This window comes from Leptolyngbya sp. Cla-17, assembly GCF_016807185.1.
In the GTDB taxonomy this organism is placed as follows: Bacteria; Cyanobacteriota; Cyanobacteriia; order Leptolyngbyales; family Leptolyngbyaceae; genus ULC077BIN1.
Genome location: NZ_JAEVYN010000001.1, coordinates 1,555,226 through 1,571,726, shown reverse-complemented (window position 1 = coordinate 1,571,726; position 16,501 = coordinate 1,555,226). Strand labels below are relative to the sequence as shown.

The window sequence follows — 16,501 nt, the reverse complement described above, 5'->3', positions numbered from 1 at the left end:
TAGGAGGAAAAGTGGAGATAGTACAAATGGTAGAAAAGAAATTCTATACAAGAGAGTTCTATAACTTTGTCGTGCAAGATGCTCTTCAATCAGCCAATGTGATCGCCCATAGACTTTCTACCATTGCCAATGCCGACAAGGTAACTCTACCGCTGATCTGAAATCTTAATTGGGGATGAAGTTCTTGCAGTAGGAGATATTCAGTTTTAAAGGAGACGCTTAGGCAAGATGAAGAATAAAGAGCTTAGATATATGGGAATTCAAGAGAAACGATATTAGGAGTTGCAACCTGCTAATGAGTATTTCAATTCAATTGATTTAGTAGATTATCAAGATAGCAGAGCCAGCTTTTATGACAGTTTCTAATGACATGAACATACTTTTTATTGCATTCGATAAGATCTATCCAATAGAGACTGGCGCGGGTGTTGCACAGTTTGGGATGGTTGAGTTTTTTAGCCATATTTGTAATGTTAGCCTACTTCTTTCGGAGGAAAATATTCTGACAGAGGTGGAGTTAGCTGAACTCAGGGCTCTTCTGCCAAAGACTAAAGTTTATTCATCTAAAATCTTAAAACCTGACGAACCAAAGAGCGCTTTTAGTAATAGTTTTCAAAATCTTTTAGCGTTTTATAGAATCCTAAAAGCTAAAATCAAGTCTGCTTGTAGAACTTTAGTTAGCAGAAGCAGTGAGCATAAAGATTTAGAAGAAAATCCAGAGACATTTTTTAATGAAATGTATTCGTCATGGAATCCATACCAGCTACACAGCCAGGAATATATAGAAACCATTTATGAAATTATAGATAAAGATCTTATCAATATTATTCAGTTAGATTTTATCCGAAACTTGAATCTTACAGTAGTTCTACCTTCCACAATAAAAAAAGTATTTGTAGAACATGAGTGCATATTCTATAGAATCAAGTCTCACATGTCTGCCAAACACATTACTTCAGGGTTTGCCAATTATATTTTGGAATTTTATAAAAAAGTTGAGATTTCATTATTAGAGCAAGTAGATGGTGTCATTACGTTTAATGATTCTGAAAACGCATTATTGAAAGATGCTTTAGGACAGCAAAATCATAGTATCAAATTCATTAATTCTCCTTTTCCAGTACCAAAGCAGGAAATTAAGGAATTAACCAAGCAAGATGTTGTTCGACCAGAAAAACTTTTTTTCGTAGGAGGAGAGGAGCATTATCCAAATAAAGACGCTGTAGAGTGGTTTCTAGAAGAAGTAGCAGAGGAAGTTTTTCAGAAGTTAGGACTGTCTCTTCATGTTGTTGGTAAGTGGAGTGCAGAGACGGTTGCGAAATATCAAGATCACTCAAGCAAAGTAAAATTTCTGGGTTTTGTAGATGATATTTACAAAGTTTCTAGAAACAGTATTGGTATTGCCCCAATCAGAATAGGAGGTGGTTTAAAGAGTAAGGTTCTTCTGTCGATGGCTCAAGGTATTCCAGTAATATGTACTTCTTTTGCTTTAGAAGGAATCAATGCCAATAATCTAGAGAGCATAATGATTGCCAACAACAAAGATGAGTTTTTTGGCGCTATTGAATATCTTCTTTCTGATCTAGAGCATACATTCAATATGTGCAAACATGCACAAGACTTGATCAAGAAATACTACTCTCCTTCTGTTATCTACGAGCAAAGATACAAATTTTACAGAAGCATTTTAGAGGATAAAGCTAATGTTGAAAGATAATGCGTTTATTCTTCCTTTGGGAATGGTGTTGGGTGGTGTAACCACCTGGTCAATTAAAATGATTCAAAAGCTTCAAGAGGTTGATACACCAGCTATTTTAATCAAGCATTCGGAGCCAAACTATGAGAGGCAAATACCTTTACCATCAACAGTAAAATCTACTAGTTGCTTAGGTAAACCAGCATACCAGGCACGAACAGAAGATATTATTTCTTACCTTCCAACCTACCACAGTGTTCTTCCTGCAACGTTTATCCCCAATTGGTCTGCTGACACTTATGCCACTTGTGCTCTGCTGAATCTGACTCAATCGCAAGACATGAGAGTAATTGGTTTTGCTCATACTGATGAAGACGATTATTATGAATGGTTGCAATATTATGAATCAATCATTCATGCCTTTGTTGCTGTAAGTCTAGATATTGAGGCTAAGCTGAAATTAATTTTGCCACATCGAGTTAATGATATTTATGTCCGTCCTTGTGCTGTAGATGTGCCTATAGAACTGGTTGAAAAAAGTCAGACTGGTTCTCCAATTTGTTTAATGTATGCTGGGAGAATTACAAATAAGCAAAAGCGAATTTATGATTTATTGAACTTAATTCAAAAGCTTGAAAAAGCTGAAGTGGATTATTTCTTCCGAATCGTTGGAGATGGCGGAGAGAAGGATTGGCTAAATGAACAATTACAATCACTCCCAAATAACGCACAAAGAAGAGTAAAACTTGAGAACACAGTACCTCCTGAGCAAATAGCTAATTTGTGGAAGGAGTCTGACGTTTGTATCCTCGTTTCTGAATACGAAGGAACGTCGATCTCCATGCTTGAAGCTATGGCGCAGGGCTGTGTTCCAGTGACCACAAATGTTAGTGGTACTGCTGCAGTTATAAAAAATGGAGTCAATGGCTTTACAGTACCTGTTGGAGACATAGAAGCTATGTCTCAGATAATAAAAGAACTTGCCGATAATAGAGAAAGCATTAAAGAGATAAGTCGGGAGGCTTATCAGACTGTCAAGACCTATTTTTCCTTCGAAGACTACATTCCTTGGTTTCAGGAATTGATAAGTACCGTTTGGGAAAAGCCTCCTCTTCAGTGGAATAATGAACGTTCAGTTTTTCTTAAAAAGGCTGATGAACCTGTTAGAAAAAGAAGCCTACTAGAAAGACTGCGTAAATTAAAGAAGCTGATTTATACACCTTAACTCTAGGGGAGTGTTTTTCATAATGGCAAAGATTGCATTCATCTCAACAATGGACGGCTCTCCTTGGGGAGGTAGTGAGTACCTTTGGGCGGCGGCGGCAAAACAGGCTCTTAAAGATGGGCATGAAGTTCTAGTATCATTGCATGACTGGTCAGAAAAACATTCAATCGTCTCTGACCTCACACGACAAGGAGCGCAATTATTTTTACGCCCTCGTAATAGCAAATCCTCTATATTCTTTAGAGCTTTTAGAAGAGCTAGTCAATCTATTCCTTCTTTTATTCCCATTCATTCTAAATCTCTTTATCAATCACTTTTTGATTTGAATCCAGATGCCATTTGCATTAGTCAAAGTAATAGCTTTGATGTGAGCGGCCAGCCAGATCTCCTAAATTTACTTTACTCGTCATCTATTCCATTTACTCTTATCTGCCAGTTAAATGGTGATGCTTTTTCACTTAAAGACTCTGCCCGCGCCACTGTTCAAAAATTATTTACTCAGGCTGCTGTCGTTGCATTTGTTTCCCGTCACAACTTAACACTGGCTGAACGCCAGTTGGCTCAGACGCTGCCACAGGCAACGGTAGTACAAAACCCTGTTAACTTAACCAGTACAAATCCGGTACCCTTTCCAGATCAATCTACAGCAAAATTTGCCTGTGTTGCTCGTCTGGAAACAACATACAAGGGTCAAGATGCCCTTTTCGAAGTGCTCAGTTCACCAGAATGGAAAGAGCGCCACTGGCTATGCAGTCTTTATGGATCGGGACCGGATCGGGCTTACTTAGAAGCCTTAGCTAAATATTATGGGATAAGCGATCGCATTCAGTTTGCAGGTCATGTCAATGATATTCGCTCAGTTTGGGCTGAAAATCATCTATTAGTTCTACCCTCACGCAGTGAAGGTACTCCCTTAGCCCTCGTTGAGTCTATGCTCTGTGGTCGTCCAGCTGTCGTCACTGATGTGGGAGGTAATGCCGAATGGATTCAGGAGGGTACAACAGGCTTTATCGCAGAAGCCCCGACTATGAGATCGTTGAGTGCTGCACTTGAACGAGCTTGGTTAGCTCAGGACAAGTGGATACTAATGGGCGAAACAGCGCGTGCATATGCGATCAATCGACGGGATGCTTTCCCTGGTAAAAGTTTACTCAACTTAATTGTAGATACTATTAACCCCTAGCAATATGCAACCTACTCTCAGCGTTATCATTTGTACCCACAACCCTCGCCGGGATTACCTCGATAAGGTTTTGACTGCGCTTAAAGATCAAACATTGTATAAGGAAAGATGGGAACTACTACTCATTGATAATGCAAGCGATCGTTTGCTTTCTCGAGAAATCGATCTTAATTGGCATCCTCAAGCTCGTCATATTAGAGAAGAGCGATTAGGTTTAACTCCAGCACGTTTACGAGGTATTCAGGAGGCAAAAGCTGATCTTCTCATTTTTGTAGATGATGACAATGTGTTAGATGGTGATTACCTGAAGAATGCATTGGAGATTAGTAGCAGTCATCTCATGTTAGGCGCTTGGGGTGGGCAAACATTGCCCGAATTTGAGCATAATCCGCCTGCATGGACAGAGCAATACTGGTCATATATAGGAATCAGGAAGTTTGATCAAAGTCACTGGTCTAAGACGCCACTATGGGAAGCAACACCTATCGGTGCAGGAGTATGCATTCGTAAGCAGGTAGCCAAGGCTTATGCCGATTTAATTAGAAATGATTCAAGGCGACTTATGCTTGGTCGTAGTGGGAATTTGTTGCTCAGTTGCGAAGATTTAGATATGGTGTATACCGCTCATGATCTAGATTTATACACTGGCCTGTTTGCAAATCTGAAACTCCAACACCTAATGCCAAGCAAACGACTGGAAGAGCAATATCTTTTGAAAATTTATGAAGGAAATGCTTACTCTGCAACAATTCTGAGTTTTCTCAGAGGTCAAATTAAACTGCCACTAGATCTAAGAACTCAACTAAAACTGATATTTCCGTGGTTGAGAAGACCAACATACTTCTTTCAAAACAGAAGGCAGAAAAAATTTGGCGAAGCGGAAGCAAAAGGCAGAGTTAATGCACTTAAAGAGATTCTAGAGTTATCCGCATAAATTCATCAAGGTAAAACTCTGCCGTTGAATTAATTTGTTTGCTCAAAAAACAATAGAAGAGGTTTGAGAAGCTATGAAAAATGGCTTGTGTCTTTGAAATATTTTTAATTAATGTGGAAAGAATTCTTTGGAGGAAATCTAGCGATGACATCGCAAAAGATAGATGGTGTACTTCCACTCATACTTAAAGATTATGAAAGATTTAAGATTCTAGAAAGTCTTTGTTGTCGTTCAATCAAATACACGTATTAGCCCAGACATCGTTTGGAAAGAAGTACGCAATTACTTAGAATTCTAGAAGCTGTTTTTCTAGCTTTCTAGAAGCTGTTTTTCTAGCTTGGAAACTATTAAATATCATGCGATTATTGTTTATTTCCAGCGATGCTCCCACCGATTTGCAAACCGCATTTGAGGGAATTCAACGGCGCATGGGTATGTTTGTTGAAGCTCTGGGGCGGCTGGGGCAACTGGATGTGCTGCTGTACGTTGCCCCAGACACCGATAGCTCACCCATCGCGATCGCCGCCCGTGAACGCTCTCTTTCCGCCTATTGGAACGTCAACATTACACTGTTTCAATGTCCCAAGTTTGAGCCTCACCCTACAGTGCCACTTTGGCAACAGCAGGTGGGCGGTATCGTTAGCCTGTTTCGCCAACCAGGGTTTATTAGAACCAGTCAACCCGCTCAAGTTCAAGCGCTAGAAACCTGCCTGCAACGCCAACCTGCTGCCATCTTTGTACATCGACTGCAGTCCATGTGTCCGGTGCTGCGAACTCGCCACCCCCTGCCGCCCGTTTTTTTCGATCTCGACGACATCGAACACATCAAGCTGCTGCGCTCGATCAATCAACCTCCCTCCAGCTTAATCACTCGGCTGTATGGATTACACATTCCCGTGCTATGGCAGCAAGAGTGCCATAGCATTCGCCTTGCCGCTCGCAGCTTTATTTGTTCTGATCACGATCATGACTACTTAGCCAACCGCTGGCAACTACCTGGCGTAACGGTGATTCCCAACGCAATTTCCATTCCTGCCACCTCAGCTATCACGCCTGAACCCACGCTGCTGCTTCTGGGCACCTATAGCTATCCGCCCAACAATCACGCCGCTAACTTTCTGATTGAACAAGTGTTTCCCCTAGTGCAGCAGCAGATGCCAGAGGCAAGGCTGCTAATTGCTGGCAGCGCGGCTGACACGATTCGAGCGTATGACCAATCGCCCACCGGGGTTGAATTCACTGGATTTGTTCAGGATTTGAAGGCGCTGTATCGGCGATCGCGGGTTGTCTGCTGTCCAATTTTTTCGGGTGGTGGAACGCGCGTCAAAATGATTGAAGCAGCCGCTTATGGCAAACCCATCGTTGCCAGCCGAATTGGAGCCGAGGGACTGGAGATGAGGCCCGACCAAGATTTTTTGCTGCGTGACTCAGCCGCTGAATATGCCGCCGCCTGTGTGCAGTTGTTGAAGAATGACGACCTCTGCCATCGCTTAGGCACAAACGCTCGGGCAGCAGCGATCCAGCATTACGATCGCGCCAACATTGTCAACCTGGTGCAACATCACATTCGATCTGGGTTGCAACCCTCAGAAGCACTTGAACTTTCAACCTATTCTGATACCTCTGTTTCGTAACTAACTAACCCTGCCAGTGAGCCGAGGTGACATCATGAAAATCCTACTAACTATTCATCATCAGCTCGACCCGAACGCTGGAGCACCCGGTACTGTGCTTAAGTTGGGGCAAGTTTACGAGAGTTTGGGGCATGAGGTGCACTATCTCTCCCACGATAATCTGCCCAAACACATACCCGGTGTTTTCTTTCCCGAATTTGCCGCCAATTATATACATCAACATAACCGCCAGCATCAATTTGATGTCATTGATGCCTCAACTGGAGATGCTTGGATTTGGGGAAAATTTCTTCACAATAAGTCCTCCAGCCAGCCTCTTTTAGTGACTCATAGTCATGGTCTTGAACATATTGCTCATTTGGCAATATTAGAGGAAGCGCGTCTTGGCAAACTAAACTTAAGCTGGAAATACCCCCTTTACAGGGGTGGATTTCACCTATGGGAAGTTTCAACGTCGCTTCGCTGTGCCGATTGTGTTTTCATGCTCAATCAACAGGATGCTGAATATGTGATTGAAGAACTACATGTTCAGTCTGAGCGAGTTCATGTAGTTGCCAATGGCATTCCAACTGATTTTCTCAATCTTCCACTCGACCATACTCCGTCTTCAAGCACTGCAACGATCTCGATCGCCCAGGTAGGCACCTATATCTCGCGTAAAGGAATTCATTACAGTACTCCTGCGCTAAACGAAATTTTGCTGCAACATCAACACGTAACCGTCAGCTTCTTAGGCACAGGTTGCCCAGAAGACTTAATTTATGCGGATTTTGACCCAATTCTTCGCGATCGTATACAAGTCGTGTCCAGTTATCCTCACGATCAGCTACCTGACCTACTAAAGAATCATCACATCTTGCTGTTTCCCTCACTGTCAGAGGGCTTTCCGTTGGTACTACCTGAATCAATGGCGTGTGGTTTAGCACCCGTAGTGACCAATATTCCTGGTCCCACTGAAATTGTTACTCATGGGGAAAATGGCATTGTAATTCCGGTTCGTAGTATTCAAGCCATTTCTCAATCATTAACTTATTTAATCCAGGATCGCTCTGAGCTAGAAAGGCTGAGACGGAATGCCTACACCACTGCTCAACACTACGCTTGGAGTAACATTGCCCAAAAGCGCTTATCTATCTATAAAAAAGCACTAGAAAAAAGAGGCTTTCGATATGAAAATTAGTGTGATCGTGCCAACCTATCGCCGTGTAAATGACCTCGCTCGCTGTCTTAATGCCCTTAGGCAACAAACTCGCTTAGCAGATGAATTAATTATTGTTGTTAGAGACTCCGACATTGAATCCTGGATGTTCCTAGATTCCTTTGATGTCGGATTTTTACCGCTCAAAACCTTGCAGGTAAAAGTTCCTGGGGTAATTGCGGCGATGAATGTTGGAGTTGAAGCCGCCACGGGAGACATTATTGCCTTCACCGATGATGATGCTGCACCCCATGCCGACTGGCTCGAACGAATGGAGTTTTATTATCTAAAAGATGATCGCGCGGGTGGAGTGGGTGGACGAGACATCATTCAACGAACGGAACCCTGGTTTGAAGAGGAACGAGCCACCACGGTCGGGCTATTGCAATGGCATGGCAGGCTGATTGGCGAACATCATCGCGGAGTTGGGACAGCCCGTGAGGTGGATGTCCTGAAAGGGGTGAATATGAGCTTTCGGCGATCAGTATTCACTGACCTTCGATTTGACCAACGCCTGAGGGGTACGGGCGCTCAGGTTCATTTTGAGGTTGCCTTTTGTCTGGAGCTAAGGCGCAAAGGCTGGACGTTAATCTACGATCCGGCAATTTTGGTTGATCACTACATCGCCCAACGATTTGATGAAGATCAACGGCAACAGTTTAATGCGATCGCCTATATCAATGCTGTTCATAACGAAACCTTGGCACTGCTAGAACACTTCTCTTGGTTCCAGCGAATTATTTTTTTGATGTGGGCTGTCTTAATTGGAACCCGGCAGTCTTTAGGTAGCGTCCAATGGGTACGGTTGTTTCCCAGTGAGACAACGCTTGCCACCCGTAAATTATTGGCTTCAGTACAAGGGCGTTGGCAAGGCTGGCAAACATGGCGGCAAAGTCAGAGCGATCGCCCACCCTCCGGATCTACCCAAGCGATCCACGAATAGTGAAAACAGCAGCGTAATCTCATCTGTTAACTGTGTTAAATCAACCGTCACTCCCCGTTAACCAGTCTTCTCCCAACTACACCAAACAGGCGCGGCTGATAATTGGAGTTTGGAGCGTTTTTCTTGCCCTGTGTTTACTAGGCAGAGGTGGAAAGTTGCTGGTGCCTCTGTTTCCCCTGGGTTCGGTTGCCGTTGGTTTGTTCCTCTACCTTCGCACCCCAGTTTTATACGTTGGCTATGTTTGGTGGATGGGCTTCTTGGGTTCCCTGGTGCGGCGCATTATTGACCAACAAAGTGGCTATGTTACGCCGGGTCGTTGGAGCACAGCCAGCCTACTAGTCACCAGCATTTGTCTGATCACTTTAGTGAAATATTTACCCAAAGCGTCCCGTCAAGGAGGCATGCCTTTTTTACTGAGCTTGCTGGCAGTCGTTTATGGCTGCTTGGTCGGGTTCATCAATGGAGGTCGCCCAGACCTGCAATCTATCATTGGTCTAATGGGTTGGGTGATGCCGATTGTATTTAGTTTTCATCTATTTATTCATTGGCAATCCTATCCCGCCTATCGCCAGGTGATCCAACGCACGTTTGTGCTAGGAGTGCTGGTGATGGGAGGGTATGGCATCTTTCAGTATTGTGTTGCACCAGAGTGGGATCGGTTTTACCTGAATAATATAGATGCTAATTCATTTGGTAATCCGTTTCCATTTGAAATTCGTGTCTTTGGAACACAAGGCTCACCCCAAGATTTTGCCAATACAATGATGGCAGGTTTAATTCTGATTCTCACCAGCAATGAACAGTTGCGGTTTGCAGCCTCAGGAACCGGATACATTGCCTTTTTGTTGACAGCCGCTCGATCAGCTTGGTTAGGCTGGGTGGTAGGCTTACTCGCATTTCTCCCTTCTCTCAGTCTCAAGTTTCAAATGCGGCTAGTGCTGACCCTTTTACTGATGGCATTGCTCGTGGTGCCCTTGGCAAATATTGAACCCTTTGCCACACCAATTCGACAACGCTTAGAAAGCCTCTCAGAAGCAGGATCAGGGGATGACTTTAGCCTGCAAGAGCGGCAGCAAGGCTATAACGATTTGCTGTCGATCGCAGTGACCGAGTTTGTCGGCAGTGGCATTGGTGGGCAAGGAAGATCTTTACCTGAATCGGCGATCGGTGGTAGCGATAGTGGAGTCTTGCCGCTACTGTTAACCCTTGGTTGGTTTGGCACACTTCCCTACTTGGCTGGCATTGTGTTGATCCTTTATCAGCTTTTTCAAACTAAAGAAAGTCGCAATGATCCGTTCAGTAGTGCCAGCAGAGCGATTGTGGTTGGTTGTCTAGCACAAGTTTGGCTCAACAACATTTTTGCGGGTGATGTCGCCATAATTTTGTGGGGCTTTTTGGGCATGGGTATGGCAGCAAGTAAATACTATGCTGATCAAGCGATGATTCGACCGAGTCGGTAGTTCTGCTCAATCCTTGGTACCGATAAAACTAGACACTGAGCACCAACGGTATGACATCTAAAAATGTTGAATCTGATGTGAAGTGAAAGCTCCCAAAATATAGTTTCTGTAAAGAACTGTACATCAATACGGTAAATCAAAAAAATCACAGAATTAGTGATTAGTTGCAGGTGTTTTAATTAATTTTGTAAACGTATCTGCACTTTACTAAATAACTCGCAAAATCGAGCTAGTCAGATCAATTCTTTTATACGTCTTCTTTGAGAGTTATAGAAGATTCATCGACTCTTGTTTTCCGTAATCAGTGATACAGCATTCTATTGAAAGAAGTTGAACATGAAACTTTGCATTGTCACTGCGATCGTGGCGAAAGGAAATGGGCAGGGACGAGTCAACTATGAAGTTGCTCAAGAAGCCATTGAACGGGGGCATCAAGTCACACTAGTGGCTAGCAGTGTTGCGCCCGATCTCTATGAACATCCGCAAGTTCAATGGGTGTCTATTCCAGCAAAGCGGTTTCCATCGGCGCTGATAAGAGAAGCCATCTTTTCCTACAAAAGTGCCAGATGGCTCAAGCAACATCAAGCGGAATTTGATTTGATTAAGGTTAATGGTGCGATTACATCAGCTAGCAGCGATGTCAATGCAGTTCACTTTGTCCACAGTGCCTGGTTAGAGTCAAATGTTAATCCCGATCGAGGAATCCGTAACCGTAATCTACATGGCCTCTATCACTGGCTATATTCCACTCTTAATACTCAGTGGGAAGCGAAAGCCTTTCGTAATACAAAGGTAATTATTGCTGTCTCTGAAAAAGTTAAGCAAGAAATTGTCAGGCTTGGAATTCCGGGGGAATCAATTCAAGTCGTATTAAATGGGGTGGATTTAAATGAGTTTTATCCAGGTCGAGTGGATCGTCAAGCTTTAGAACTGCCTGGTAATATTCCATTGGCACTATTTGCGGGTGATATTCGTACACCCCGAAAAAACTTAGACACCGTTTTACATGCTTTGGTGCAGGTGCCAAAGTTACATCTGGTTGTTGCAGCAGGCGTTGAAAAAAGCCCATATCCTCAACTAGCCGAGAAACTTTGCGTCAAGGAGCGGGTTCACTTCATTGGATACAGGCGAGACATTCCTAAATTGATGCAAGCGGTTGACCTGTTTGTGTTTCCCTCCCGATATGAGGCTTGTAGTCTCGCGCTCCTAGAAGCAATGGCATCAGGGTTGCCTGTGATTACAGCACAAACAACCGGAGGCTCGGAGATTGTGACATCTGATTGTGGGGTCGTACTGTCTAATCCTGATGATGTGCAGAGTCTAACTGAGGCATTAAATCAGCTGATGGATGATCCTGAGAACCTCTATCAAATGGGGCAAGCCGCCAGAAAAGTAGCTGAGCAGTATAGCTGGCAGCAACAGGCAAAAGCTTATGTTGATCGCTTTGAAGACATGGTTGCTATCAGTTGATTCTTGACTATGAGTTTGTACAGCCTCATCTGCACATTGAGCTTCCTGCTTGATTCATGCAAGTGAGGCACCGCTAAGTAGATTGTGTAGCTCACATATGAACAAAAACCTAATTAGCTTGTTTATTACGCCAATGACCGGGAATGGAGGCGATCGCGTTGTGCTGAACTTAGCTCAATCTTTTGTCTCCAAAGGATTCTATGTCGATCTGGTTGTACCAGAGGTAACAGATTATCATCGGGCAGTGATGGCAAACCTACCGCCGCAAATTCAAACAGTTGATTTAGAATTGCCAATTAGCAAAACAATCTATTTCAAAAAGCTAATTAAGCTCAAGCGTTATTTAGATCAAAAACAGCCGCTTGCATTGCTATCCAATGGAGACTATGTCGGTTTAGCCAATTTTGCCGGAAACCTTTCCCATAGCCCCACAAAAATCATTCAGGTAGTGCATGTCCATGTTTCTCGCTATTTTGGCAAGTTATCGAGTTTTAGAGCCAAGCTTAAGCTGTTTACTTTCAAGCATTTTTATCGAACCTCCGATGGCATTATTGCCGTGTCAAAAGGAGTCGCTGAAGATGTTGCTAAGTTAACAAACTTATCTTTAGAAAAAATTCAAACAATCTACAACCCAGTTGTCACGAGCGATTTGAGCAGCAAAGCACAGGAAGCGATTGAGCATCCCTGGTTTGCGAGCGGTGAACCCCCTGTCATTTTAGGAGCAGGTAGACTCCACCCACAAAAAGATTTTGCCACCCTAATTCGAGCCTTTGCCCTAGTGCGGCAGCAGCGTTTAGCTCGTCTTCTAATTATTGGGGGTGAACCTGATCAAAAGCAGGCATTAGAGGCACTCATTCACGATTTAAAGTTAGAGCAAGATGCCCAATTGTTTGGCTTTACCGAAAATCCTTACGCTTACATGGCAAAAGCGGCTGTTTTTGCGCTGTCATCTCGCTATGAAGGCTTTGGCAACGTGCTGGTTGAGGCAATGGCAACCGGAACCCCTGTTGTTTCAACAGATTGTGAGAGTGGTCCCGCTGAAATTTTAGAAAATGGAAAATATGGTCAGTTAGTACCTGTTGGGGACTATAAGGCTTTAGCAGATGCCATCATCACAACGCTGAATCATTCAATTAATGTAAAAATTTTGCAGGAACGTGCTCAAGAGTTTACGAATGAAAAGGTTGCAGAGCAATACCTCCATTTCATCAATCAGTTATGAGTAGTCTCGTCTTAACTCTGTTCCAAATCTTTAAATTAGACATTCAATGCAGCCTCATATCTCCGCAAGCAAAAGCTACTATCGTTGGATTGATCTGCTCAAGGCTTTAAGCATTTTTGGAGTAGTTTATATTCATACCAGCTTAGGTTTATTTGATTCTCTAAGCTTGCTGCCAATTACTAATTATTTTAGATTTTGCGTACCTGTATTTATTACAGTTAGTTTTTTCTTACTTGAAAGACGCTTTGCGTCTGATACAAATAAATTAAACATATCTATAGAACGTTTTATCAGCAGCCGCTTATCTCGGTTAATTATTCCATATGTATTTTGGACGTGCGTATATATCATTATCAACCACAAACCCAATTATCCTTCTATCATTAAATTCATTACAAATCATTGGATAGGCTTTGGTTTTTCAGGGCAGTACTATTTTGTGGTTCTGATAATACTTACGTTGGTTTACCCGTGGTTAAGGCAAGCCAAACTATCATGTTCGTCCCTATTTATGATTACTATTCTTGCAGAATTTTCATACATACCCGTTACATACTTTCCCATGTTCTGTGAAAACCAAAACTGCTTAGAAATACCCTTTTTGTATCTTTTCTATATGTTTTTTGGAACTTTTATAGGACGAAATTACGAAGAGATAAAAACAGTTCTTCACTCAACTAAGTTACATAGCCTACAAGTTAAGGCTATTCTTCTTTTCACATCTCCGATACTAATAAGTATAGAAGAAGAATTATTAGGAAATTGGGACTCATCAGGTAGAAAAGTCTACTTTCGGCTATCTACATTGCTTGTAACCTGTTTAGTTGTTATGGCTTCTATTGGTCTTGAAGACTTCTTGGAGAGATCAAAATCTATCAAAATATGTATTTCTTTTCTGAGTTCGTGGTCATTAGGAATTTTCTGCTTAAATCCTTTGCTTATTGACATTCTTTACAAGCTTGATTTAAGAATAGCTACTCAAGAATTAAATTATTTACTTGAGACTTTAATATCATTCATACTTTCATCCCTAGTTGTTTTAATTTCTGTGTTAATAAGCTTTTTTATTAGTTACTTCGGCGGAAAAGCTTTGGTTAGATAGTCGAATATAAAACGGAAGCGCATCTCGAAGAGGAAATTCCATAATGCCCTGTCCACTTGAGTTGGAGATAAGAAGTTTCGTACTCCATGTCTTTGTTTGATGTATTCCATTGAAGCTCAATCTTGCTGATTTACTATGCAATACGCTGACCTGCGATCAAAATCAATTTTGTGTTTGGGCATGGGTTGGTTTCCTCAATCACCTGGCGGGTTAAACCGTTATGTATATGAACTGATTCAATCACTGACGAGTCAGCACAATCTAGTTGAGTATTGCGGCATTTCTATCCCAAAAACTTCCTCTGTTACTGGGTTACAGCTAACGAACTTGGCAGCGGGCGATCGCTCCTTACCGCAACGGCTCTGGTCAGTACATCAACAATTTGCCCAGCGTCAGTTTGTGCGACCGGATGCCATTAATTTACACTTTGCCCTCTATAGCCTGCCAATTTTACGCCAGTTACCAGCAGATGTTCCAGTGACCTTTACCTTTCATGGTCCTTGGGCGCTTGAAAGTCAACAAGAAGGAGCATCACAAATGGCAATAAACCTAAAACATTGGATTGAAAGCCGAGTGTTTCGACGGTGCGATCACTTTATTGTGCTCAGCAAAGCCTTTGGCAAAATCTTGCATGAGGAGTATGCGATTCCCTGGGAGCGAATTCACATTATCCCCGGCGGTGTGGATACTCACCACTTTCAGGCAAACTTGACCCGTCAACAAGCCCGCGCAAAACTAGGCTGGTCATCTGATCGCTTTATTGTGTTTACTCCTCGTCGCCTTGTGCATCGCATGGGACTAGATAAGCTGCTCACGGCGGTGGCAGAGGTCAGGCAGAGCTATCCTGACATTTGGCTGGCGATCGCGGGTAAGGGACCTCTAAAAGATGATTTAGAGCGCCAAGTCAGCGAATTAGACCTCAAGCACCATGTGCAACTACTCGGTTTTGTGCCCGATGCTGATTTGCCAATCGCCTACCAGGCAGCAGACTTGACCATCATGCCCAGCCAATCACTGGAAGGGTTTGGGTTAGTGTTGGTTGAGTCGCTTGCCTGTGGCACTCCTGCGGTTTGCACTCCCATTGGGGGAATGCCCGATGTGATTGGCAACCTGTCGCCTCAACTGATTACAGCTGATCGTGAAGCTAGCACGATTGCTCAAACGCTGAAAGCTATTTTAGCGGCAGAGGTGCCTCTGCCAACCCGCGAAGCGTGTCGAGACTATGCTAGACAGCACTTTGAATGGGCAGCGATCGCTCCACAGGTGCGACAGGTTTTGTTAGCTGAGCATCAACCCCACTTCACAAAGAAATCGTAAAGTTCCGCCCAGTTTTGCGGATCAAGTTGCTGCTTGAACGTAAACGTAAATAATTTCACAGGTATCAGCCCTAACTTGTCCTATGTTGACTTTTGGCACTGTTATTTGCACCTATAACCGCCCCCATCTATTGGAGCGTTGCCTCGAAGCTTGGAATTCTTCTAATCACTTGCCCGATCAATTTATTGTTGTTGATTCGACTGAAGGAGCCGAGCAATATCGCACCGCTCTCATGCAAAAGTTTCCTCGACTATTTACAAACTCCGATAGTCAATACCTAATTGCCCCAAAACCGGGGCTGACGACTCAGCGCAATCTAGGACTAAACCAGGTAAAAACAGACATTGCCTGCTTTGCCGATGATGACACCTTCATCACGCCGACCTATGTCTCGAAGATATTAGAGGTTTTTCAAGCCGACCTCCACAAAACCATTGGTGGTGTCAATGGAGTTGCTACAGGGCAGTTTGATAACTACTCACAAAAATATTTTCGATTAACTAAAAACTACTTTCGGCATCATCTCGGTTGGTTTTTGCAGCGCATTCATATTCCTAAAACTGATACGAAGTTGTTTGAGCCAATCGCACCTCAACTCCGCCATTTCCCCTTGATTCCTATTGATCGGCTGTGGGGTGCAAATATGAACTATCGCACAGAATTAATCGCCGATTCAGGGTTCGATGAAAACTTTCAACGGTATGGTTTGTTTGAAGATGTGGATATGTCTGTGCGAGTCGGCAAAACGCATAAACTTGTGTGCCGTTTAGATGCAGAAATTAGCCATGATGATTCGCTTGGAAAAAGCACCCGACCCAATGATGCCCGTTATTTTTTAGCCTCGTGGGTGAACTCGGCTTACATTATTGAAAAGCTATTTCCCTGCGATGAAAGTCGAAATTCACACCAGCGCTTGTTTAACATGGTTCAGTTAGCCTCGGCGATCGCGCCAGCCAAAATAGCCGAGAAAAAACTCAAGACTTTAGGTGCCGAACAACTGATTGTAAAGGCTCATGAATATATTGCGCTTTTACGTAATTGTGACAGTCCAGCCAGCCTATCGGAGACATTTGTAAAGCTGCAAACTGACATCTCAATGACGGATTTATAAAATCCT

General features: G+C 43.1%; 14 protein-coding genes. All 14 read left to right on the top strand.

Going from position 1 to position 16,501, the window contains the following annotated elements:
• Positions 1-26: 26 nt before the first annotated feature.
• The 14 genes from JOY44_RS32325 (at position 27) to JOY44_RS06975 (ending at position 16,495) form a co-directional block, all read left to right on the top strand.
• Complete coding sequence (locus JOY44_RS32325) at positions 27-161, top strand: hypothetical protein (RefSeq protein ID WP_281063282.1); 135 nt, start codon at positions 27-29, stop codon at positions 159-161.
• 191 nt (positions 162-352) lie between these two features.
• Positions 353-1,717, top strand: a complete 1,365-nt coding sequence (locus JOY44_RS07035; RefSeq protein WP_171572935.1) for a glycosyltransferase — start codon at positions 353-355, stop codon at positions 1,715-1,717.
• Entirely contained in the window at positions 1,704-2,921 is a 1,218-nt protein-coding gene (locus JOY44_RS07030) for a glycosyltransferase family 4 protein (protein ID WP_171572934.1), read from the top strand. The genes JOY44_RS07035 and JOY44_RS07030 overlap by 14 nt, the downstream gene beginning before the upstream one ends.
• Positions 2,922-2,943: 22 nt before the next feature.
• Positions 2,944-4,104 carry a glycosyltransferase family 4 protein gene (locus JOY44_RS07025; protein ID WP_171572933.1) on the top strand — a complete coding sequence of 387 codons (1,161 nt, stop codon included), beginning with the start codon at positions 2,944-2,946 and terminating at the stop codon, positions 4,102-4,104.
• A 4-nt stretch (positions 4,105-4,108) separates the two neighbouring features.
• Positions 4,109-5,038, top strand: a complete 930-nt coding sequence (locus JOY44_RS07020; protein WP_171572932.1) for a glycosyltransferase — start codon at positions 4,109-4,111, stop codon at positions 5,036-5,038.
• Positions 5,039-5,394: 356 nt separating this feature from the next.
• Positions 5,395-6,672 carry a glycosyltransferase family 4 protein gene (locus JOY44_RS07015; protein WP_171572931.1) on the top strand — a complete coding sequence of 426 codons (1,278 nt, stop codon included), beginning with the start codon at positions 5,395-5,397 and terminating at the stop codon, positions 6,670-6,672.
• 34 nt (positions 6,673-6,706) lie between these two features.
• Entirely contained in the window at positions 6,707-7,852 is a 1,146-nt protein-coding gene (locus JOY44_RS07010; protein ID WP_171572930.1) for a glycosyltransferase family 4 protein, read from the top strand.
• The gene (locus JOY44_RS07005; protein WP_171572929.1) at positions 7,842-8,813 is read left to right on the top strand and encodes a glycosyltransferase family 2 protein; all 972 of its coding nucleotides are present in this window, start codon (positions 7,842-7,844) and stop codon (positions 8,811-8,813) included. The genes JOY44_RS07010 and JOY44_RS07005 overlap by 11 nt, the downstream gene beginning before the upstream one ends.
• 32 nt (positions 8,814-8,845) lie before the next feature.
• Complete coding sequence (locus JOY44_RS07000; RefSeq protein WP_171572928.1) at positions 8,846-10,273, top strand: O-antigen ligase family protein; 1,428 nt, start codon at positions 8,846-8,848, stop codon at positions 10,271-10,273.
• Positions 10,274-10,609: 336 nt separating this feature from the next.
• Positions 10,610-11,743 (top strand): glycosyltransferase family 4 protein, encoded by a 1,134-nt coding sequence (locus JOY44_RS06995; protein ID WP_171572927.1) that lies wholly within the window; start codon positions 10,610-10,612, stop codon positions 11,741-11,743.
• A 97-nt stretch (positions 11,744-11,840) separates the two neighbouring features.
• Positions 11,841-12,965, top strand: a complete 1,125-nt coding sequence (locus JOY44_RS06990; RefSeq protein ID WP_171572926.1) for a glycosyltransferase — start codon at positions 11,841-11,843, stop codon at positions 12,963-12,965.
• Positions 12,966-13,011: 46 nt separating this feature from the next.
• Complete coding sequence (locus tag JOY44_RS06985; RefSeq protein WP_171572925.1) at positions 13,012-14,067, top strand: acyltransferase; 1,056 nt, start codon at positions 13,012-13,014, stop codon at positions 14,065-14,067.
• A gap of 135 nt (positions 14,068-14,202) precedes the next feature.
• A complete protein-coding gene (locus JOY44_RS06980; RefSeq protein ID WP_171572924.1) occupies positions 14,203-15,384 on the top strand; it encodes a glycosyltransferase family 4 protein in 1,182 nt (393 codons plus the stop codon).
• 82 nt (positions 15,385-15,466) lie between these two features.
• Positions 15,467-16,495 carry a glycosyltransferase family 2 protein gene (locus JOY44_RS06975; protein WP_171572923.1) on the top strand — a complete coding sequence of 343 codons (1,029 nt, stop codon included), beginning with the start codon at positions 15,467-15,469 and terminating at the stop codon, positions 16,493-16,495.
• Positions 16,496-16,501: the final 6 nt, after the last annotated feature.